24 protein-coding genes are annotated in these 18,117 nt (G+C 66.2%); 14 read left to right on the forward strand and 10 right to left on the reverse strand.

Annotated elements, in window-relative coordinates:
* Nucleotides 1–24: 24 nt before the first annotated feature.
* The 10 genes from QU481_RS07685 (at nt 25) to QU481_RS07730 (ending at nt 7,711) form a co-directional block, all read left to right on the forward strand.
* Nucleotides 25–606 (forward strand): GspH/FimT family pseudopilin, encoded by a 582-nt coding sequence (locus QU481_RS07685; protein ID WP_289829352.1) that lies wholly within the window; start codon nt 25–27, stop codon nt 604–606.
* A complete protein-coding gene (locus QU481_RS07690; protein ID WP_289829353.1) occupies nt 593–1,012 on the forward strand; it encodes a type IV pilus modification PilV family protein in 420 nt (139 codons plus the stop codon). The genes QU481_RS07685 and QU481_RS07690 overlap by 14 nt, the downstream gene beginning before the upstream one ends.
* A complete protein-coding gene (locus tag QU481_RS07695) occupies nt 1,009–1,878 on the forward strand; it encodes a PilW family protein (RefSeq protein ID WP_289829354.1) in 870 nt (289 codons plus the stop codon). Before QU481_RS07690 ends, QU481_RS07695 begins: the two co-directional genes overlap by 4 nt.
* Nucleotides 1,866–2,594, forward strand: a complete 729-nt coding sequence (locus QU481_RS07700) for a pilus assembly PilX family protein (RefSeq protein WP_289829355.1) — start codon at nt 1,866–1,868, stop codon at nt 2,592–2,594. The genes QU481_RS07695 and QU481_RS07700 overlap by 13 nt, the downstream gene beginning before the upstream one ends.
* Before the next feature lie 12 nt (nt 2,595–2,606).
* Nucleotides 2,607–3,017 carry a type IV pilin protein gene (locus QU481_RS07705; RefSeq protein ID WP_289829356.1) on the forward strand — a complete coding sequence of 137 codons (411 nt, stop codon included), beginning with the start codon at nt 2,607–2,609 and terminating at the stop codon, nt 3,015–3,017.
* Between the two features lie 56 nt (nt 3,018–3,073).
* Complete coding sequence (locus QU481_RS07710; protein ID WP_289829357.1) at nt 3,074–4,276, forward strand: multidrug effflux MFS transporter; 1,203 nt, start codon at nt 3,074–3,076, stop codon at nt 4,274–4,276.
* A 164-nt stretch (nt 4,277–4,440) separates the two neighbouring features.
* Nucleotides 4,441–4,986, forward strand: a complete 546-nt coding sequence (locus tag QU481_RS07715; RefSeq protein ID WP_289829358.1) for an iron transporter — start codon at nt 4,441–4,443, stop codon at nt 4,984–4,986.
* 196 nt (nt 4,987–5,182) lie between these two features.
* On the forward strand, nt 5,183–5,506 hold the full coding sequence (locus QU481_RS07720) for a cupredoxin domain-containing protein (protein ID WP_289829359.1): 324 nt from the start codon (nt 5,183–5,185) through the stop codon (nt 5,504–5,506).
* A 10-nt stretch (nt 5,507–5,516) separates the two neighbouring features.
* Nucleotides 5,517–6,350 (forward strand): FTR1 family iron permease, encoded by an 834-nt coding sequence (locus QU481_RS07725; protein ID WP_289829360.1) that lies wholly within the window; start codon nt 5,517–5,519, stop codon nt 6,348–6,350.
* Nucleotides 6,347–7,711 carry a 4Fe-4S binding protein gene (locus tag QU481_RS07730; RefSeq protein WP_289829361.1) on the forward strand — a complete coding sequence of 455 codons (1,365 nt, stop codon included), beginning with the start codon at nt 6,347–6,349 and terminating at the stop codon, nt 7,709–7,711. The genes QU481_RS07725 and QU481_RS07730 overlap by 4 nt, the downstream gene beginning before the upstream one ends.
* Before the next feature lie 165 nt (nt 7,712–7,876).
* Here the strand turns inward: QU481_RS07730 and QU481_RS07735 are convergent, their stop codons facing one another.
* The 8 genes from QU481_RS07735 to QU481_RS07770 all read right to left on the reverse strand — a co-directional run bounded on the left by QU481_RS07735 (nt 7,877) and on the right by QU481_RS07770 (nt 12,419).
* Entirely contained in the window at nt 7,877–8,284 is a 408-nt protein-coding gene (locus tag QU481_RS07735; RefSeq protein ID WP_289829362.1) for a hypothetical protein, read from the reverse strand.
* Nucleotides 8,284–8,685, reverse strand: coding sequence for a YybH family protein (locus QU481_RS07740; RefSeq protein ID WP_289829363.1), 402 nt, complete (start codon nt 8,683–8,685; stop codon nt 8,284–8,286). Before QU481_RS07740 ends, QU481_RS07735 begins: the two co-directional genes overlap by 1 nt.
* A 62-nt stretch (nt 8,686–8,747) precedes the next feature.
* The gene (locus QU481_RS07745; protein WP_289829364.1) at nt 8,748–9,143 is read right to left on the reverse strand and encodes an NUDIX domain-containing protein; all 396 of its coding nucleotides are present in this window, start codon (nt 9,141–9,143) and stop codon (nt 8,748–8,750) included.
* Between the two features lie 204 nt (nt 9,144–9,347).
* Nucleotides 9,348–9,734 carry an SMU1112c/YaeR family gloxylase I-like metalloprotein gene (gloA2, locus tag QU481_RS07750; RefSeq protein WP_289829365.1) on the reverse strand — a complete coding sequence of 129 codons (387 nt, stop codon included), beginning with the start codon at nt 9,732–9,734 and terminating at the stop codon, nt 9,348–9,350.
* A gap of 93 nt (nt 9,735–9,827) precedes the next feature.
* Nucleotides 9,828–10,313 (reverse strand): Cys-tRNA(Pro) deacylase, encoded by a 486-nt coding sequence (gene ybaK / locus QU481_RS07755; protein WP_289829366.1) that lies wholly within the window; start codon nt 10,311–10,313, stop codon nt 9,828–9,830.
* 138 nt (nt 10,314–10,451) lie between these two features.
* A complete protein-coding gene (msrQ, locus tag QU481_RS07760) occupies nt 10,452–11,117 on the reverse strand; it encodes a protein-methionine-sulfoxide reductase heme-binding subunit MsrQ (protein ID WP_289829367.1) in 666 nt (221 codons plus the stop codon).
* A 7-nt stretch (nt 11,118–11,124) separates the two neighbouring features.
* Nucleotides 11,125–12,048, reverse strand: a complete 924-nt coding sequence (msrP, locus tag QU481_RS07765; protein WP_289829369.1) for a protein-methionine-sulfoxide reductase catalytic subunit MsrP — start codon at nt 12,046–12,048, stop codon at nt 11,125–11,127.
* A gap of 191 nt (nt 12,049–12,239) precedes the next feature.
* A complete protein-coding gene (locus QU481_RS07770; RefSeq protein WP_289829370.1) occupies nt 12,240–12,419 on the reverse strand; it encodes a protein MIGRI in 180 nt (59 codons plus the stop codon).
* Between the two features lie 152 nt (nt 12,420–12,571).
* On the opposite strand from QU481_RS07770, the gene metX reads away from it, so the two are divergent.
* The gene (gene metX, locus QU481_RS07775; RefSeq protein WP_289829371.1) at nt 12,572–13,714 is read left to right on the forward strand and encodes a homoserine O-succinyltransferase MetX; all 1,143 of its coding nucleotides are present in this window, start codon (nt 12,572–12,574) and stop codon (nt 13,712–13,714) included.
* On the forward strand, nt 13,711–14,295 hold the full coding sequence (gene metW, locus QU481_RS07780; RefSeq protein WP_289829372.1) for a methionine biosynthesis protein MetW: 585 nt from the start codon (nt 13,711–13,713) through the stop codon (nt 14,293–14,295). Before metX ends, metW begins: the two co-directional genes overlap by 4 nt.
* Before the next feature lie 918 nt (nt 14,296–15,213).
* On the opposite strand, the gene QU481_RS07785 is transcribed toward metW, so the two are convergent.
* The gene (locus QU481_RS07785; protein WP_289829373.1) at nt 15,214–15,864 is read right to left on the reverse strand and encodes a DUF1345 domain-containing protein; all 651 of its coding nucleotides are present in this window, start codon (nt 15,862–15,864) and stop codon (nt 15,214–15,216) included.
* 201 nt (nt 15,865–16,065) lie between these two features.
* On the opposite strand from QU481_RS07785, the gene QU481_RS07790 reads away from it, so the two are divergent.
* Nucleotides 16,066–17,334 (forward strand): AmpG family muropeptide MFS transporter, encoded by a 1,269-nt coding sequence (locus QU481_RS07790; RefSeq protein WP_289829458.1) that lies wholly within the window; start codon nt 16,066–16,068, stop codon nt 17,332–17,334.
* Nucleotides 17,331–17,687, forward strand: coding sequence for an MliC family protein (locus QU481_RS07795; RefSeq protein WP_289829374.1), 357 nt, complete (start codon nt 17,331–17,333; stop codon nt 17,685–17,687). The genes QU481_RS07790 and QU481_RS07795 overlap by 4 nt, the downstream gene beginning before the upstream one ends.
* A 6-nt stretch (nt 17,688–17,693) precedes the next feature.
* Here QU481_RS07795 and QU481_RS07800 read toward each other — a convergent pair whose 3' ends face one another.
* On the reverse strand, nt 17,694–18,062 hold the full coding sequence (locus QU481_RS07800; protein ID WP_289829375.1) for a GNAT family N-acetyltransferase: 369 nt from the start codon (nt 18,060–18,062) through the stop codon (nt 17,694–17,696).
* Nucleotides 18,063–18,117: the final 55 nt, after the last annotated feature.

Raw genomic sequence — 18,117 nt, forward strand, 5'->3', positions numbered from 1 at the left:
CCCGTATCGTTCAGTGATATTGATTTGTCATTGATTGCAATGCGGCTAGGCGTATTCCCCTGTGGCGGTTTCACCCTGCTCGAACTCCTGCTGGTGATGGCGCTGGCGGCGCTGCTGGTCACGATGGCCGCCGATGCGATGCCAGCCTGGCTGGCCCGTCACCGCTTGACCCTGCTCGGCCAGCAGCTGGCCGGCCAGCTCCACTACGCGCGCAGCGAGGCGCTGCGCGGCAACCGGCCGGTCTATCTGTGCGCGCTCAACGCCAAGAGCAACCTCGACCTGCAGGGCTGCTTCACCAAGCACCGCAAGGCGTACTACGTCTGGGACGAGGGGGCGCTCGTCTATGCCGACAACCCGCTGGCCAACGGCAATCGCCCGGCCGTGTACGACTCGGGCGAGCGGCTGCGCGCGGTGCTGTTCGGGGCCGGCGTGACGGTGTCCGCACCGCTGGCGCAGCTGCGCTTCGATGCCGACGGCCTCCCCGACGAGGCGGCGGTATTCCAACTGCAGGACCTGGCGACCGGGCTGTGTCGGCCGCTCGTCCTGTCCGGCGCCGGCCGTGCCCGGCTGTGCGCTGTCGGAGAGGTGGGCTGTGGCGGCTGCTGAGCGGGGCTTTTCGCTGGTCGACTACCTGATCGCCTGTGCCCTGGTCACCGGTGGTTTCTACGCGCTGGCGACGACGCAGTTGCGCAGCCATGCCCAGCTGCGTGATGCCGAGCTGCAGACCCAAGTGGCGCTGCATGCCGAGTCGCTGCGCGAATCCGTGCTGGCCGGGGTGGCACCGGAGGCGGCCCATGCACTGTTCCGGCAGCAACTGCAGACGGCGCTCGGCGAGGACACGCCGCTGCGCACCGCCTTGTGTGCGGAAGAGGATCTGGCCGTGCCGCCCGACTGGCAGGCGTTGGGCTGCGACGCAGGCGGCGCGCTGACATTGAAGGTGGCGTGGCGGCTTGCCGGGCGACAGGCCGGGGCGCTGCGCTACGGCAGCTACCAGCTGAGGGTCGGGCCGTGATGTGTCGTCAGCATGGCCGTACGCTGATCGAACTGATGCTGACGCTTGCGCTGGCGATGATGCTGCTTGCGCTGATGTTGCCGGTGCTGCTCGGCGCCGCCCGGCTCGCGTTGCTTCAGGAGCGACAGCAGGCGGTGCAGCAGGATGCCCGGCTGGCGTTGACGACGTTGGTGCGCGACCTGCGCATGGCAGGCCACTTCGGCTGTGCCTCCCTCGATCCCGATGGCGCGCTGGCCGGCAGCCTGCCGTGGAGTGGCACGCCCAGTTTCGGTAGCGGTGGCGGTGCGGTGCGACTGCAATACGGCCAGGCGGGGTCAGTGCTGACCGCGCTGGAGCGCGATGCCGGCGGCGGGCGCCTACGCGGGCTGAGCGCCCGGTTCACCGGCGGGGAGACCCGACTCGGCGACGCGCGCTTTCTGGTGCTGGCGAGCTGCCTGCGGGCCGATCTGGTCGATACGGCAGGCATAGGCCGTCGCGTCGGCCCCGACGGCTATCGGCTGGATCTGTCTGGTGCATCGCTACCGTTGGAACATGGCACGGCTGTAGGGCATCCGGCCGAGCAGTTGGAGCTGCTGAGGCTGGTGTCGCGGGTCTACGTGGTCGGGCGACACGGCGGACGACAGGGGCTGTATCGGTTCGAGCTGGGCGACGACGGCCGTTGGCAGGGGCCGGTCGAGCTGGCGCCCGGCGTGACGGCGTTGACGGTGGAGCCCATCAGGGAAGGAGCGTGCCCCGCTGCCCGGCTCTGGCAGGTGACCCTGGAGATCGGCAGCGAGGAAGCGGCCCCTGCGCAAGACGGCGGTGGGGTGCAACGGCGCTACCAGACCCGAGTGGCGGGGCGCGGAGGGGCGGCATGTCCTGCCTGATGGCGCAGCGCGGCTCGACGCTCTTGGCGATCCTGCCGCTCTTGGTGGTGATGGGCCTGATGGTCGCGACCAGCAGTCAGCGGCTGGCGAACGAGCGCCGCATCGCCGCGAATCAGGCCGATCGCCAGTACGCCATGCAGGCAGCCGAGGCGGCGCTGGCACGGGGCGAACAGCAGGCGGTGCGGCTCGATCGCGAACTGGGGATAGCCGGCAAACCGGACGCCGAGCTGTTCGGGCCGGCCGGCCTGTTCAGCGACGACTGCCGTAATCCGGCCAACCCGGCGGGGTGGCAGAGCGGCCTGTGCCGGGTGGGCCTGGCGGACCGTGAGCCGCCGTGGCTGAAGGTGGTGACGCTGGGCGGACGGCGCTGGCCGCTGCTGCACCCGTGCGGCCATGCCCGCGAGCTGGTGCTCGACAGCCGCGCAGCCCTGCGCTGCAACACCGGTGACGTGCTGGCGGGCGGCACCTTGTGGGCCAACCCGCGCTATCTGATCGAACTGCTGCAGCGCGATTATCGCGACGAGCTGGGGCGCAGCGGGAGGCTGTACCGGATCAGTGCACGCGGCTGGGGGCGCAACCGGTACAGCCAGGCGACGCTACAGAGCTATCTACTGGTGCCGGACACGGCTGCGGAGCATGGGGCCGGCCGTGTCCAGGCTAGCTCGCCAGCGGAGGAAGCGCTGCCGCTGCGGCTGGGATGGCGCGAACTGTTCTAGGAAGGAGAGAGCATGCCGCAACGCGGTTTTAGCCTGATCGAACTGATGGTCGTCCTGGCGATTGTCGCGGGCCTGGCGACGCTGGCCTACCCGTCGTACCAGGCTCAGCTGCGCCGCAGCCATCAGACCGAGGCGCGCGGTGCGCTGCTCGAGGCCGGGTTGTTTCTGGAGCGCTGGTACGCGGAGAAGGGGGGGTACAAGCAGGATTCGACCACCTGGCCGGCACTGCCCGGCGACGGTACGCCGTTCTACGAGATCAAGTTCAGTACCAGCGCCAAGAATACCGACGACGGCGAGTACCGGCTGCGTGCCATGCCGCGGCCGGAGCACGCCTGGCTCGGCGCCGAATACCTGGAACTCGACCAGGATGGCAATCTGCGTCTCTGCGAGGAGCAGGGCGGTACGCGGCGCTGCCGGCGCTAGCCAGTGCCCCCGCTTAGACGGTAACCTGCGCGACTGTCTCTCAGCTGATTTTTGTCATGTCCGTCTTCACCCCGCGTCGCCAGCTCGGCCTCGCCCTGCTGCTCGCCGCGCTGTCGGCGATCGGCCCGTTTTCGATCGATACTTTCCTGCCGGCGATGCGCGCGATTGGCGCGAGCCTCGGCGCAAGCCCGGTGGCGATCCAGCAGGCGCTGACCGTTTACCTGTTCTGCTACGCGCTGATGATGCTGTGGCACGGTTCGATTTCGGACGCCATCGGGCGACGGCCGGTGGTGCTGGCGACGACGCTGCTGTTCGGACTGGCCTCGGTCGGTTGCGCGCTCGCGCCGAACCTCGAGACGCTGCTGGCGTTGCGGGCGGTGCAGGGGCTGTGCGGCGGGGCCGGCTTGATCGTCGGCCGCGCGGTGATCCGCGACTGCTTCGACGGTGCCGCGGCGCAGCGGATGATGTCCCAGGTGACGATGCTGTTCTCGCTGGCACCGGCGATCGCACCGGTGGTCGGCGGCTGGCTGTTCGGCGCGTTCGGCTGGCACTCGATCTTCGTGTTCATGGCGCTGGTCGGCTTCGTGCTGTTTGCGCTGTCGTGGTTCGGCCTGCCCGAGACCCACCCGCACGGCCGGCGCCAGCCGCTCGCCTGGCGGCAACTACTCGCCAACTACAAGAGGGTGGGCCAAACCCCGGCGTTCTTCTTTCTCGCCGCCGCCGTTTCGTGCAACTTCGCCGGTTTCTTCGTCTACATTCCGTCGGCACCGGTGTTCCTGATGCAACACCTGCATCTGGGGCCGGGGCAGTTTCTGTACATGTTCGGACCGGCAGTGTCCGGCATCATGCTCGGCGCCTGGCTGTCCGGCCGCATGGCCGGCCGGCGCGGCGCGCGCGAGACGGTGACGATAGGCTATGGGCTGATGCTGACGGCGATGCTCGCCAACGTCGGCTACAACCTGTTCTTCCCGCCCAGCCTGCTGCCGTGCGTGCTGCCGCTGATGCTCTACACCACCGGGATGTCGCTGGTCGCGCCGACGATCACGCTGAACCTGATGGACCAGTTTCCCGAACTGCGCGGCACGGTGTCGTCGCTGCAGGGCTTCAGCCAGACCATGCTCGGCAGTCTGGTGGCCGGGGTGATCTCGCCGCTGGTGTGGGGCAGCCCGCTGACGCTGGCGCTGACGATGGGGGGCTTCCTGCTCCTGGGAGGGGCGGCGTTGTTCGGCTATCGCCGGCACATGCCAAAAGGTAAATAACCGAGCAGTTTGATTTTTTCGACATATTGCTGGTGCCGATTTGTGTCTGCATGATAATGCGAGTTATTATCCTTCTTGTTCTCAGTTGGCGCTGAGTCCGGCCGGTCGATAAGAACCCTACCGTTTATGACGGCGGCCAATACAAACTTCCTAAGGATATCGAAATGAATCGCGTTGTCGCACGCCTCTCCCTGCTGACGCTGGCGCTCGGTGTCAGCACCGCCGCCATGGCCACCGAATACCCGATCGGCAAGCCGCAGATCAAGAACGGCATGGAAGTCGGCGCCGTCTACCTGCAGCCGACCAAGATGGAACCGGAAGGCATGATGCGCAAGGCAGAGGAGTCGGACATCCACATCGAGGCCGACATCCACGCCGTGGCCAAGAACCCGAACGGCTTCGCCCAGGGCGACTGGCTGCCGTACCTGCTGGTGAAGTACGAGCTGACCAAGGTGGGCAGCAACCAGGTGATCAAGGGCGAGATGATGCCGATGGTGGCCGACGACGGCCCGCACTACGGCGACAACGTGAAGCTGGCCGGTCCGGGCAAGTACAAGGTGAAGTTCTCGGTGCTGCCGCCGAGTGCCAATCAGCACGCCCACTTCGGCCGCCACGTCGACAAGGAGACCGGCGTGGGTCCGTGGTTCAAGCCGTTCGATGTGAACTACGAGTTCGTGTACGCGGGCATCGGCAAGAAGGGCGGTTACTAAGACCCGTATCGATTATGATAATGCGCCGCGTTATCATTGATCCGGTTAAGACGACAGCGTTGGCCACTGCCGGCGCTGTTTTGCATTGCGGGTCGCTCACAAAATCCGACGCAGCGATCTCGGCGAGGCGCACTCCACAGGGCCGCGCAACGACCGGGGGGATTCTGTCAGCGACTCTGAACATAAGGAAAACATCATGCGGAACTGGCTGATTGCACTGTTGTTCGCGGCTCCCCTGGTGGCTCAGGCTGCCGACCTGCCGACTTTCAAACTCGAGATGAAGGACGGCAAGCTGATCCCGATGCGTATCGAAGTGCCGTCGGGTCAGAAGTTCGTGCTGGAAATCCACAATACCGGCAAGATCCCGGTCGAGTTCGAAAGCCTGCAGCTGCGCAAGGAAAAAGTGCTGGCGCCGGGCGCTTCGTCGTTCGTGGTGGTCGCGCCGCTGCAGAAGGGCGAATACAAGTACTTCGACGACTTCCACCAGGCGACCACGCAGGGCGTGATCGTCGCCAAGTAAGGAGCGCGCGATGGGACAGGTCGTATTCGTGATGTGGCGCGAGAGCGTCGAGGCGCTGCTGGTGATCGGTATCCTGCACGCCTGGCTGTCGAACAACGCCGAGGCGAAGGGCGGCAAGCGCTACCTGTGGGGCGGCGTGCTCGCCGGCCTCGGCATCGCCGGTCTCTTGGCGGTCGGTTTCTTCGAGGCCAGCGAGTTTCTCGGCAACGCGCAGGACTACTTCCAGACCGGCATGGTGCTGATTGCAGCCGCGCTGATCGTGCAGATGGTGTTCTGGATGCGCAAGCACGGCCGCACGCTGAAGAAGGAGCTGGAGAGCGGGCTGACTGCGAACGCGAAGCAGCAGAACTGGTGGGGCGTGTTCGTGCTGGCCGCGCTGGCGGTGGCACGCGAGGGCAGCGAGGCGGTGGTGTTCCTGTACGGCCTGATCGCCGGCGCTGACAGCTCGACGCTGCTGACGATGGGCGGCGGCGCGGTGCTGGGCCTGGTGCTGGCGATCGGCACCTACTGGCTGTTGCAGGTGGCCGGCTCGGCGATGGGCTGGCGCCTCTTCTTCAAGGTGTCCGAAGTGCTGCTGTTGCTGCTCGCCTCGGCGATGCTGGTCAACGGCGTCGACCGGCTGATCTCGATGGACGTGCTGCCGGCGCTGGTCGACCCGGTGTGGGACAGCTCGGCGCTGCTCGATGACAGCACGCAGCTGGGTGGACTGGTGGCGGCGCTGACCGGCTACCGCGCCCACCCGGCGCTGATGACACTGCTCGTCTGGCTCGGCTTCTGGGGCGGGGTGACCGTGATGCTCAAGCGTGCCACGCCGGCACCGCAGAAGAAGGCAGCCCAGGCATGAGACCGGCGCTGGCCGCTTACGGCAACTGGCTGCGCGACCACCAGTCGTGGCTGCGCACCATCCAGTGGGTGGTGGTGGTGGCGTACGCGATGCTGATTCTGGTGCCGGCGTTCATGCCGCTGCCGGACGATTCGGCGCGCATGGTCAACAACCTGACCGTGTTCGCGCAGTTTGTGTTCTGGGGCATCTGGTGGCCGTTCGTGCTGGTGTCGATGGTGCTGTTCGGTCGGCTGTGGTGCGGTGTGCTGTGCCCGGAGGGCGCGCTGTCCGAATGGGCGTCGCGCCACGGCAAGGGCCGCCCGATCCCGCGCTGGATGCGCTGGGGCGGCTGGCCCTTCGTCGCCTTCGTGCTGACCACTGTGTACGGCCAGATGGTCAGCGTCTACCAGTATCCGAAGGCGGTGCTGCTGGTGCTGGGCGGCTCGACCGTGGCGGCGATGGTGGTCGGCTACTACTACACCCGCGGTAAGCGCGCCTGGTGCCGCTACCTGTGCCCGGTGAACGGCGTGTTCGAGCTGCTGACCAAGCTCGCGCCGATGCATTACAAGGTCGACGAGCAGAAGTGGAAGCATTCGCTCGACATCGGCATCCGCATCCAGGCGGTGGACTGTGCGCCGTTGCAGCCGATCCGCCACATGAAGGGCGGCAGTGGCTGTCACATGTGCGGCCGCTGCAGCGACCACCGCGGCGCGGTGACGCTGGCGGCGCGGCCGTTCGGCGAGGAGGTGGTGGAGGTGGCCGAGAAGGAGGCGACCCACTGGCAGACGCTGCTGATCGTGTTCGGCCTGTTGGGCGTGGCGATCGGCGCCTTCCACTGGACCGTCAGCCCGTGGTTCGTCACCCTCAAGCAGTGGGCGGCCGAATGGCTGGTCAATCGCGAGATCTTCTGGCCGCTCGATGACAACACGCCGTGGTGGCTGTTCACTCATTACCCGGAGCTGAACGACAGCTTCACCTGGCTCGATGGCGGTCTGCTGATCGGCTACATCGGCGCGACCGCCTTGGTGATGGGGGCCTGTATCAGCCTCTCCCTCGCGCTGGCGGTGGCGGTGGCCGGGTCGTGGAGCAACCGGCGCTTCCACCACCTGGCGCAAGCGCTGATCCCGCTGGCCGGCTGCGGGGTGTTCCTCGGCCTGTCGGCGACGACGCTGACGCTGCTCAAGCACGAGGGTATCCAGGCGTATTGGGCGAACAACCTGCGTCTGACACTGCTCACCGGCGCGATGCTGTGGTCGCTGTGGCTGGCGATCAAGATCGTGGCGCGCTGGGGCGGCGGCCGCGCGTGGCTGGTGCTGGTGCCGTTTCTCGGCACGCTGGCGACGGTCGGGGCTGCCTGGGGCTTTATGTTCTGGTGGTGGTGAGCATGGCCGAAGGGTCGCGAAGAAAGCCGCGGGCGATGCTTGCGGCTTTTTTGTGGTCGGTTGCCTAAGCCAATAGCGATCGGAGAGGGAGCATGGTCCGTTTTGCGCCATTTCGTAGGATGGAGGCGCTGGCGCCGTAACCTATCGCTTTCTTCGGCCAACCCCTCAGGCCACACTCTCCAGCATCTGCTTCAACGCAGCCAAATCCCGCTCCACCCACTTGGCATCACTGACGAACTCTTCCTCGCTCATGCCGTTGCTGCGAAACAGCGTGAACACCAGTTCGCATCCATCGCCGTTCGGGATCAACCGCATCGGCACGTACAGCTCGTCGCCATGCGGCGTCTGCACATAGTGGTCAAGTACGCCGTAGTCGTTCGGTGGGGTGAAGCGCACCCGCATTGGGCCGTGCTCGGTGTCGGCGAGCCAGGCCTCGTCGGTCTCGTGGATCGCCGTGCACAGGCCGGATGCCCATTGTGGGAAGTGCCGGGGCTCGGCGAGGAAGGCGTAGACCTCGGCCATCGGCCGGGCGATGCGCACCGACAGGGTGCGCGACTCGACGGAGTTGCTCATCAGTAGGCTTCCTCATTGTCGGCGGCCAGCAGATTGGCGTCGCGGGAAATCCGCCACGCGCCGTCCGCCTCGCGGCGCAGCACGGGGTCAGCGTATGGCCGTGGCGGGTGTGCGTGGCACCGCTGGCACGGTCGCGCATGTGCACGCGCAATCGGCCGCAGTAATACGCCAGGTGTGTCGCTGATCGCCAGGTCGTCGACCTGCCAGTCGTAGTCGATGTCGAACGCGGTGTTGGCTTGCAGCGCAGCAGCGAACGCCTCCTTGCCGCTCAGCGGCGGGGAGCCTGCGGTGTAGAAGCACACGTCGTCGCAGACCAGTTCGAGCAGCGCGGCGTTGTCGCCGGCCACCGTCGCGCGGTGCCAGGCTTCGAGTAGCGTGTAGATTGCGCGTTCGTCGTCCATCGGGCCTCCCGGTGCGCGGTCGACTGGCCGCGCCGCGGTTTCATTATCGGCGATGCCGCACGTCAATGCGCCGATCCGGCGAGGCGGGCATGCCAGGCGAGGATCGTGGCGCGGTAGCCGTCGGGCAACTCGGCCGGCAGTGCGTTGACCGGGAACAGCCCGAGCTGGGCATGTTCGAGGCTGATCCGCGGCACGAACGCGCCGACGAGCCGGCAACCGTAGCTGACGACGGACTCCCGTTTGCCCGGCCGGACTTCGAGCAGATAGCTGTCGAGCGGCGCGACTACCTCGATCTCGACGCCCAGTTCCTCGAAGAACTCGCGGCTCAGGCATTCGGCCAATGTTTCACCGTTTTCGGTCCGTCCGCCGGGCAGCTCCCACTCTTCACGCTCGTTCATCAGCAGCACGACCTGATCGTCGGCAGTGATCAGCACGCCTTTCACGCAGACGGGATCCATCGGGGCTCCTTGCGGTTGGAGGTGGGGCTTTCGCTTGCGGCTCTCAGAGCCTGACCATTGTCTTGTTGCGAACAGCGTGGCTCCGGCAAATGGCCAGATGCCAAGCGGGTGACGGGGCCTTAGTCATTCTTAGATCAGGCCGACCCGCAACGCAGCCGGCCGTTAGCGGCGCCGGCCAAGTCGCAAAGAAACGATAGCGGGTCCCTACGCTTCGTAGAGTTCCAGCGGCAGCCCGTCCGGGTCGGCGAAGAAGGTGAAGCGCTTGCCGGTGTACTCGTCGACACGCACCGGCTCGCACTCGACGCCGTGCTGTACCAGGTGGGCGATCGCTGTGTCGAGTTCGTCGACCTTGAACGCCAGATGGCGCAGCCCGCACGCTTCGGGGCGCGTCGGCCGTGTCGGCGGCGACGGAAATGAGAACAGCTCGAGCTGCACCCCGCCCGGCACCAAGAGGTCGAGCTTGTACGAGTCGCGTTCGGCACGGTAGGCCTCGGCGAGCACTGTCAGGCCCAGTATCTCGGTGTAGAAATGCTTGGAGCAGGCGTAGTCGGACGCGATCAGTGCGACGTGGTGGACGGCGGTGAGGTTCATCGGGGGCGATTTAGGAGGAAAGGGTTGGGAGGGGCAGGGTGCTGCATCCGCTTATCCACAGGATTCGGCCAGCGTCCGTTTTATCCACAGCGGTCAGCTCGCCGCCGCATGCACCAGCGTCGCGTTCAGGAGCCGCTGCGCGTCGGTCGGCGCGATGCCGACCTGGAAGCCGCGCTTGCCGCCGTTCAGGAAGATGCGGTCGAGTTCCAGGATGCTCGCCTCCATGTAGACCGGCATCGCCTGCTTGGTGCCGAACGGGCTGGTGCCGCCGACCAGATAGCCCGAATGCTTGTTGGCGATTTCGGGCGCGCATGGCTCGATCTTCTTTGCGCCGATCGCTTTGGCGAGCATGCCGGTGCCGACCTCGCGGTCGCCGTGCATCAGTACCACCAGTGGCTTCTTGTTCTCGTCCTGCATGATCAGCGTCTTGATCACGCAATGCTCGTCAACGCCAAGCTCGCGCGCCGACACGCGGGTGCCGCCCTTTTCCTCGTACGCGTACAGGTGCTCGGTGAACGGCACCTTGGCAGCGCGCAGCGCGCGGATCGCCTGGGTGACCGGGAATTTGTCCTTGCTCATGATCGAAACGGCTGAAAGCGAAACGGCCAGTGTACGCGCTGGCCGTTTCGCCCGGTAGCCTCAAGGAGGGCTCTAAAAACCGTTGCGAGCACCGCCCGCCGAGCATCGGTGCAGCGCAGCAGGTTTTTCGAAGCGCCCTCAGGCGGCCTTGCTCGCCGGCGTCGCCAAGCGCCGCTGCTTTGCCTGCTCGGCCCACCGGCGGATCAGCCGCTCGGCGAGCAGGATCGCGAGGATCGTCGCGTACAGGGCTGGCTGGCTGACGTCCTTCTTCACCAGCCACCAGTAGTGCAGCACGCCGAGGATCGCGACCGGGTAGACCAGCTTGTGCAGCTTGCCCCAGTTGCGTTTGAGCCGCTTCATCCAGCCTTGGGTCGACGTGACCGCCAGCGGCGTCATCAGCACGATCGCGGCGAAGCCGACGGTGATGAATGGCCGCTTAACGATGTCGCGGGCTATAGCATGCAGCTCGAAGAACTTGTCGAGCCACAGATAGGTGGCCAGGTGCAGCACGCCGTAGAAATAGGCGTAGAGGCCGGCCATCCTCCTGAGCTTCAGCAGCCAGCCCAGCCCGGTCAGGCGCTTGAGCGGCGACACCGTCAGCGTGATCAACAGGAAAGTTAGCGTCCAGGTACCGGTCGAATGGGTGATGAACTCGATCGGGTTGACCGCCTGGCCGGACGCGACGATCCACGCTGCGCGCGCCAGCGGCAGCAGCGCGGCGATGAACAGCAGCGCCTTCAGCGGCCCGAGAAAGCGCGGCAGGCCGGGGGCCGGTGGGCGGGCGGAGGGGGTAGGGGCAGCCATGGTGTCCTCAGAAGTTCTTGCGCAGATCCATGCCGCGGTACAGCCCCGCGACCTGGTCGGCGTAGCCGTTGAACATCAGCGTCTTGCGCTTGAAGAAGTCGCCGATGCGCCGCTCGGTCGCCTGGCTCCAGCGCGGGTGGTCGACCTCGGGGTTTACGTTCGAGTAGAAGCCGTATTCGTGCGCGTTGGCGAGGTTCCAGCTGGTCGGCGGCTGCTTGTCGGTCAGTGTGATCCGCACGATCGACTTGATGCCCTTGAAACCGTACTTCCACGGCACGATCAGGCGGATCGGCGCGCCGTTCTGGTTCGGCAGCACGTTGCCGTACAGGCCGACCGCCAGGATCGCCAGCGGGTGCATCGCCTCGTCGAGGCGCAGGCCCTCGCGGTATGGCCACGCCAGCACGTCGTCGCGCTGGCCGGGCATCTCGCTCGGGCGTAGCACGCTCTGGAACGCCACGTACTTGGCCTTGCCGGTCGGCTCGACCTGTTTGAGCAAGGCCGACAGCGGAAAGCCTATCCACGGGATCACCATGCTCCAGCCCTCGACGCAGCGCAGCCGGTAGATGCGTTCCTCGAGCGGCGCGAGCTTCATCAGCTGCTCTATCGAAAAGGTGCGCGGCTTGAGCACGTCGCCGTCGACGGTGACCGCCCACGGCCGTGGCTTGAACTGGCCGGAGTACTCGGCCGGGTCGCCCTTGTCGGTGCCGAACTCGTAGAAGTTGTTGTAGCCGGTGATCTCTTTGAGCGTGTTCATTCGTTCGCCGGTCGACAGCAGGCTCTTCTTGGCGGCGAGCGCGGCGAAGGCGTTGCCCGACAGCGCGAGGCCGGCCGCGCCGGCGGCGCCGAGCAGCAGGAAGCGGCGGCGGTCGAGGTACAGGTCCTGCGGGGTGATCTCGGACGGCAGGATGTCGTCCGGGCGCTTGATCAACATGGTGGGCTTCTCCCGTTCTGGTGTCTGACCATTAGTCGGCCTTTTTATGGCTATCTGACACTACTACGAAAAAAACAGTTTCGCGGATGCGCCGGACGGTCGAACAGGGGGCGGTTTAAGCGCCGCGAAGGGTACCGTTGGCCGGGTGGGCTGCGGCGGTCAGTATCGCAACGTCGAAGGGAAGCGGCTCGTCAGACGTTGATGCCGAGCAGGAACAGTAATACGAGCAGCAAGGAGCTGATCAACAGCGAGACCGCCAGCGTGTGGGCCCAGTCGCGCAAGGTGCGGCGCTGCTCGCGGTCGAGCACCCAGCGCGCCAGCGCGTACAGCACGAAGCAGAGGACGAAGAACTTGAACAGACGGCCGAACATGGCAGGTTACGCGGGGGCAGAAACAGGTGGCGCGATTATCCGGGCCGGTTTGCCCCGCCGCAAGGCGATGACGATATAATCGACGCGAAGAGAAACGGCCGCGCCGGGCCCCGGCGCCACCCAAAGCAAAACAACAGGCCTCACCCGCAACCATGTCCCAATCCGAACAATCCGTCGGCATCGTCACGCCGGAAGACGCGTTTTTCGACACCCCGCTGACGCTGAACAGCGGCGCGGTGCTCGAGCACTACACGCTGCGCTTCGAGACCTACGGCACGCTCAACGCCGCCAAGAGCAACGCCATCCTGATCTGCCATGCGCTGTCCGGCCACCACCACGTCGCCGGCCGCCACCATCCGGACGAGAAGGCGCCGGGCTGGTGGGACAGCATGGTCGGCCCGGGCAAGCCGATCGACACCAACCGCTTCTTCGTCGTCGGCGTCAACAACTTGGGCGGTTGCCACGGCAGCACCGGCCCGTCCAGCGTCAACCCGGCCACCGGCCAGCCGTACGGCTCGGCGTTCCCGGTGGTGACGGTATGCGACTGGGTGCGCGCGCAGGCCCGCCTGGCCGACCGACTCGGCATCGACACCTGGGCGGCGGTGATCGGCGGCAGCCTCGGCGGCATGCAGGCGCTGCAGTGGAGCATCGATTTCCCGAGCCGGGTTCGCCACGCGCTGGTGATCGCCTCGGCGCCGAAGCTGACCGCGCAGAACATCGCGTTCAACGACGTGGCGCGCCAGGCCATCCTGACCGACCCGCAGTTCCACAACGGCAACTTCTACCAGGAAGGCACCATCCCACGCCGCGGCCTGCGCCTGGCGCGGATGCTCGGCCACATCACCTACCTGTCCGATGACGGCATGGGCGAGAAATTCGGCCGCATGCTGCGCTCGGGCGAGTACAAGTACGGCTTCGACGTCGAGTTCGAGATCGAGAGCTATCTGCGTTACCAGGGCGACAAGTTCTCCGACCGATTCGATGCCAACACCTATCTGCTGATGACCAAGGCGCTCGACTATTTCGACCCGGGCCAGCGCTTCGACGGCAGCCTGGTGAAGGCGCTGCAGCAGGCCACCGCCAAGTACTTCGTCGCCAGCTTTACCTCCGACTGGCGCTTCTCGCCGGAGCGCTCGCGCGAGATCGTCAAGGCGATGCTGTCGGCGAAGAAGCCGGTGTGCTACGCCGAGATCGACTCGACGCACGGCCACGACGCCTTCCTGATGACCGACGCGCCGTACGTGGCGGCGATGCGTGCCTACCTGAACAACGTCGCCAAGGAGGTGGCAGCATGAGCTTGCGCGCGGATTTGCAACTGATCGCCGACTGGATCGAGCCGAACAGCCGGGTGCTCGACCTCGGCTGCGGCGACGGCACCTTGCTCGCTCACCTCGGCACCGCCAAGCAGGTGCAGGGCTACGGCGTCGAGATCGACGTCGACAACGTGGTGCGCTGCATCGAGGCCGGCGTGAACGTGGTGCAGGGCGACCTGGAGGCAGGCCTCGCCGAGTTCGACGACCAGGCCTTCGACCACGTGGTGCTGTCACAGACCATCCAGGCGATGCACCACACCGAGAACATTCTCAACGAGATCCTGCGCGTCGGCCGCGACGCGATCGTCACCTTCCCGAACTTCGGCTACTGGCGCAACCGCTGGCAGATCCTGCAGGGGCACATGCCGGTGTCGGAGACCATCCCCTACCAGTGGTACGACACGCCGAACATCCACTGGTGCATGCTGGGCGACTTCGAGGCGCTGTGCGCGAAGAACCGCATCCGCGTGGTGGAGCGGGTGGTGATGGACGGGGAGCGGCGGGTGAGCTTTATGCCGAACCTGCTGGGCAGCCTGGCGTTCTACCGGGTGGCGCGGGGGTAGGAGTAGGGCCGTTCGGCCAAGGTTGGCCGAATGCGTCGCGTTGAATGAGGGAGCCGGTTGGCTCCCTTTTTTGTTGGCGTTGATTGGTGGTGGGGCAGGGGCTGTTGTTGCTGTTCGGTCAACGTTAGTGGGGCCCGCGGCCTTGTCGGTCTCGCCCGACGGGCGCCCCACTTTCTTTGCTTCGCCAAAGAAAGTGGGCAAAGAAAGGCGACCCCCACGACGCCGGCCCGCTGTCGCGGGCTGCCCTGTGGGCGCCACGGCCAACGGGCGGCTGCGCAACTCGCGCCGGCGATGCCGGCACTCGGACAGTGCTCGCCGATTGCCCCCGTTGGCCGCGTCGTCCTCGGCGGCGTCGAAGGGGATGGGGGGGACTAGTTGTGGCTGACGTGAAATGGCCGGATTTACCCCCTGCCTTGGTGCTTGTGACAGCGTTTTTCGGGAGCTGTGGATAAAGGCCACGTTGGTGGCCTCGCTGTGGATAAGCCACGTTTGGCCGAAAAAGTCTGGTTCCAGACTCGACTCGAAACGGGGGTTAAGGAAGCCACTACCGTTCGGCCAACGTTAGCGTGGAAGAACCAGTGGTTGCGGCGCCGTCCTTTGTCACGATCGCCGCAGTCGACCTGCGAATCCCCCTTCTGCGCTGCCGAGCGATCGTCAAGCGGCCAGGTTTTAAGCCACCGCTTGTTCGAGCGGGCGGACGTTAGCCGCCCGCGAGTTCGGTGGCGCCTGGCTGCTTGGCCGGCGCGGTGGGGTCGTCTTTCTTTGGGTACTTTCTTTGACGAAGCAAAGAAAGTACCTCGCCGGTCGGGCGAGACCGACAGGGTGGAGGGTCCCTCCAACGTTGGCCGAAAGCACCGACAGTCGATCCGCGACCTGAGCTAACCCGCAGGCCGTCAACGCCGGCCAACCGTCATCCCCTCAACTCACCAAACTCGCCGCCACATTGATCGACATCGCCAGGATGCTGGTGTTGAACACAAACGATAGCACGGACTGCACCAACACCACCCGCCGCGCCGCCGGGCTGCCGACCGCTACGTCGGCGGTCTGCGACGCCACCCCGATGGTGAACGAGAAGTACAAAAAGTCCCAGTAGGTCGGCGTGCTTGGCTTGTCGGGGAACAGCAGCGGAGGCTCGCCTGATTTGCTGCCGTAGAACAGGTGCGCGTAGTGCAGCGCGAAGATGGTCGGTAACAACAGCCAGGCGCCGATCAGCGTCACCGCGCTCAGCACCAGATGGCCGAATTTGGCGTCGCCGGACAACCCCTTCACGCTGGTCAGCTCCAGCAGAATCGCCACCAGGCTCATCACCGTGGCGCTCGAGATCAACGTCAGTGCCATCGCGGCGCTCTCGTCCTGCAGGCGGGAGAGCCGGCGGATGCGCTCGGGCTGCGCGCGCACCATCATCAGCCACAGCGACAACAGGTAGACCCAGGTGGTGACGTTCCAGCCGAGCAGCAGCCGTTGCAGCCACGGTGCGTGTGGCAGTAGCCAGAAACCGGCGATGCCGGCGGCGAAGGCGATGACAAGGCGGGGGCGGGTGCGAATGAGGTGGCCGATACGGCGCATGGAGCTCTCCTGCAACAGATAATGGCGACAGGATAGCTCAGCGGCACCGGCCGGAAAAAACCACAGTCTAAGCCGGGATACGCCGATGATGGCCGCAGTGATTCGCCCATGCAGTTTGTGGGTGAAACGGCACGATTGGTCGGCGCCAAGGCGCGGTGGCACAATGCCAGCATGATTCCCCCAACCGGTTCGCCCATGCTGATGACCGATTCCGCCCCGACGCTGCGCCAGGCGATCTTCTCCCGCACCATGCTCACCTGCGTGTTCACCGGCTTTGCCTCCGGCCTGCCGCTGTACGCGCTGATCAACCTGCTGCCGGCTTGGCTCAGGAGCGAGGGGGTGGACCTGAAGGCGATCGGCCTGTTCGCATTGATCCAGCTGCCGTTCACCTGGAAGTTCGTCTGGGCGCCGCTGATGGACCGCTTCGTGCCGCCATGGCTGGGGCGGCGGCGCGGCTGGATGCTGTCGACGCAGCTGGCGCTGATCGCTACGATGGGTTGTTTTGGCGCATTCGCGCCGAAGACCGAGATCTGGGCGATCGCCGCGCTGGCGTTCGGCGTGGCGTTCTTCTCGGCGAGCCAGGACATCGTGCTCGACGCGTTCCGCCGCGAGATTCTCAGCGAGCGCGAGCTGGGTCTTGGCAACACCATCCACATCAACGCCTATCGGCTCGCCAGCCTGGTACCTGGCTCGCTGTCGCTGATCCTCGCCGACCACCTGCCCTGGGCGACGGTGTTCTGGATCACCGCGCTGTTCATGCTGCCGGGCGTGGCGATGACACTGTTGGTCAGCGAGCCCAGGCTCGCCGCAGCGGCGCCGAAGACGCTGCGCGAGGCGGTGGTCGAACCGTTCCACGAATTCCTCACCCGCAACGGCTGGCGCGGCGCGGCCTGGGTGCTCGGCTTCATCTTCCTCTACAAGCTCGGCGACAGCATGGCCACCTCGCTCGCCACACCGTTCTACCTCGACATGGGCTTCACCAAGTCGCAGATCGGCCTGGTGGCCAAGCACGCCGGGCTGTGGCCGGCGGTGATCGGCGGCCTGCTTGGCGGGGTGTGGATGCTCAAGCTCGGCATCAACCGCGCGTTGTGGGCGTTCGGTGTCATCCAGGTGGTGTCCATCGTCGGCTTCGCCTGGTTAGCCGAACAGGGGCCGTTCGCCCATGTCGGTGCGCCGGAGCTGACCCGGCTGGCGCTGGTGATTGGCTTCGAGGCGCTCGGCGTCGGTCTCGGCTCGGCGGCGTTCGTCGCCTACATCGCACGCACCACCCACCCTGCCTACACCGCCACCCAGTTCGCGCTGTTCACCAGCCTGGCGGCGGTGCCGCGCACAGTCGCCAACGCCGGCACCGGCTACCTGGTCGACGCGTTCGGCTGGACCACGTTTTTCTGGTTGTGTACCGCGCTGGCGCTGCCGGGCATGACCCTACTCGTCAAGGTAGCGCCGTGGAATGGCAAGGAGGAGGCATGAAGAAAACACTGGCGGTTGGCCTGGCGCTGCTGGCCTCTCTGACGGCGTTTTGCGTGTCGGCGCAGGCGGTGGAGCGGGGTGAGACGCCGTTCAAGGTCAACTACCGCTGCGCAAATCACCGCGCACTCAGCGTGGTCTATCCGGCGTACGCCGATGCCGAGCACGAGCCGATCCGGTTGACCTGGGGCGGCACAGTCTACCGGCTGCACCCGACCGAGGCGGGGAGCGGTGCGCGCTACGCCAATCTTCAGCTGGTCTGGTGGACCAAGGGTGAGGCTGGTTTTCTCGCCACCCGTGGTGGGCGGATGCTGGTGCGCGACTGCCACGAGGCGAGCAGCAAGCCCGTGCAGTGAGCGGGTTCAGGCTAGAGGATAGGCGAGCAGATGCTGCGGGCCGATCGGGCCGGGGTTCTGCCCGCCGGTGTCGCACCATCCGCAGGCGAGATACAGCCCCAGTGCGGCGAGGTTGCGGGTGTTGACCGCCAGCATCAGTTGCCGCGCCGCCGGCCAGTCGCGGCGGGCCCGTTCGGCCAGTGCCGCCAGCGCCGCACGGGCGTAACCGCGCCCTTGCTGGCGCTCATCGATGCGAAAGGCATGCAGCGTTACCGTATCGTCATCGGCCCAGTGCGGCGTGGCCGGCGCGGCTTTCAGGATAAAGAAGCCGACCGGCGTCGCGGCGGAGCAGACCGCGTAGCCGCGCACCACAGTCGGATCGGCGTCGGCGCACACCGCGAGCGCCTCGGCCATGCTGCCGGCGAACGGCTCCTGCTGGGCGGCAGCGCCA

Source organism: Crenobacter oryzisoli (assembly GCF_030385785.1).
GTDB lineage: Bacteria > Pseudomonadota > Gammaproteobacteria > Burkholderiales > Chromobacteriaceae > Crenobacter_A > Crenobacter_A oryzisoli.

Excerpts from the sequence above, each read along its gene's own strand:
- QU481_RS07795 (WP_289829374.1), top strand. The coding sequence starts at position 17,331 with ATGAAGAAAACACTGGCGGTTGGCCTGGCGCTGCTGGCCTCTCTGACG.
- ybaK (WP_289829366.1), bottom strand. The coding sequence starts at position 10,313 with ATGAGCAAGGACAAATTCCCGGTCACCCAGGCGATCCGCGCGCTGCGC.
- QU481_RS07770 (WP_289829370.1), bottom strand. The coding sequence starts at position 12,419 with ATGTTCGGCCGTCTGTTCAAGTTCTTCGTCCTCTGCTTCGTGCTGTAC.
- QU481_RS07740 (WP_289829363.1), bottom strand. The coding sequence starts at position 8,685 with ATGGACGACGAACGCGCAATCTACACGCTACTCGAAGCCTGGCACCGC.
- metW (WP_289829372.1), top strand. The coding sequence starts at position 13,711 with ATGAGCTTGCGCGCGGATTTGCAACTGATCGCCGACTGGATCGAGCCG.
- QU481_RS07730 (WP_289829361.1), top strand. The coding sequence starts at position 6,347 with ATGAGACCGGCGCTGGCCGCTTACGGCAACTGGCTGCGCGACCACCAG.
- QU481_RS07700 (WP_289829355.1), top strand. The coding sequence starts at position 1,866 with ATGTCCTGCCTGATGGCGCAGCGCGGCTCGACGCTCTTGGCGATCCTG.
- msrP (WP_289829369.1), bottom strand. The coding sequence starts at position 12,048 with ATGTTGATCAAGCGCCCGGACGACATCCTGCCGTCCGAGATCACCCCG.
- QU481_RS07720 (WP_289829359.1), top strand. The coding sequence starts at position 5,183 with ATGCGGAACTGGCTGATTGCACTGTTGTTCGCGGCTCCCCTGGTGGCT.
- msrQ (WP_289829367.1), bottom strand. The coding sequence starts at position 11,117 with ATGGCTGCCCCTACCCCCTCCGCCCGCCCACCGGCCCCCGGCCTGCCG.
- QU481_RS07790 (WP_289829458.1), top strand. The coding sequence starts at position 16,066 with ATGACCGATTCCGCCCCGACGCTGCGCCAGGCGATCTTCTCCCGCACC.
- QU481_RS07715 (WP_289829358.1), top strand. The coding sequence starts at position 4,441 with ATGAATCGCGTTGTCGCACGCCTCTCCCTGCTGACGCTGGCGCTCGGT.
- gloA2 (WP_289829365.1), bottom strand. The coding sequence starts at position 9,734 with ATGAACCTCACCGCCGTCCACCACGTCGCACTGATCGCGTCCGACTAC.
- QU481_RS07725 (WP_289829360.1), top strand. The coding sequence starts at position 5,517 with ATGGGACAGGTCGTATTCGTGATGTGGCGCGAGAGCGTCGAGGCGCTG.
- QU481_RS07745 (WP_289829364.1), bottom strand. The coding sequence starts at position 9,143 with ATGGATCCCGTCTGCGTGAAAGGCGTGCTGATCACTGCCGACGATCAG.
- QU481_RS07710 (WP_289829357.1), top strand. The coding sequence starts at position 3,074 with ATGTCCGTCTTCACCCCGCGTCGCCAGCTCGGCCTCGCCCTGCTGCTC.
- QU481_RS07785 (WP_289829373.1), bottom strand. The coding sequence starts at position 15,864 with ATGCGCCGTATCGGCCACCTCATTCGCACCCGCCCCCGCCTTGTCATC.
- QU481_RS07735 (WP_289829362.1), bottom strand. The coding sequence starts at position 8,284 with ATGAGCAACTCCGTCGAGTCGCGCACCCTGTCGGTGCGCATCGCCCGG.
- QU481_RS07705 (WP_289829356.1), top strand. The coding sequence starts at position 2,607 with ATGCCGCAACGCGGTTTTAGCCTGATCGAACTGATGGTCGTCCTGGCG.
- metX (WP_289829371.1), top strand. The coding sequence starts at position 12,572 with ATGTCCCAATCCGAACAATCCGTCGGCATCGTCACGCCGGAAGACGCG.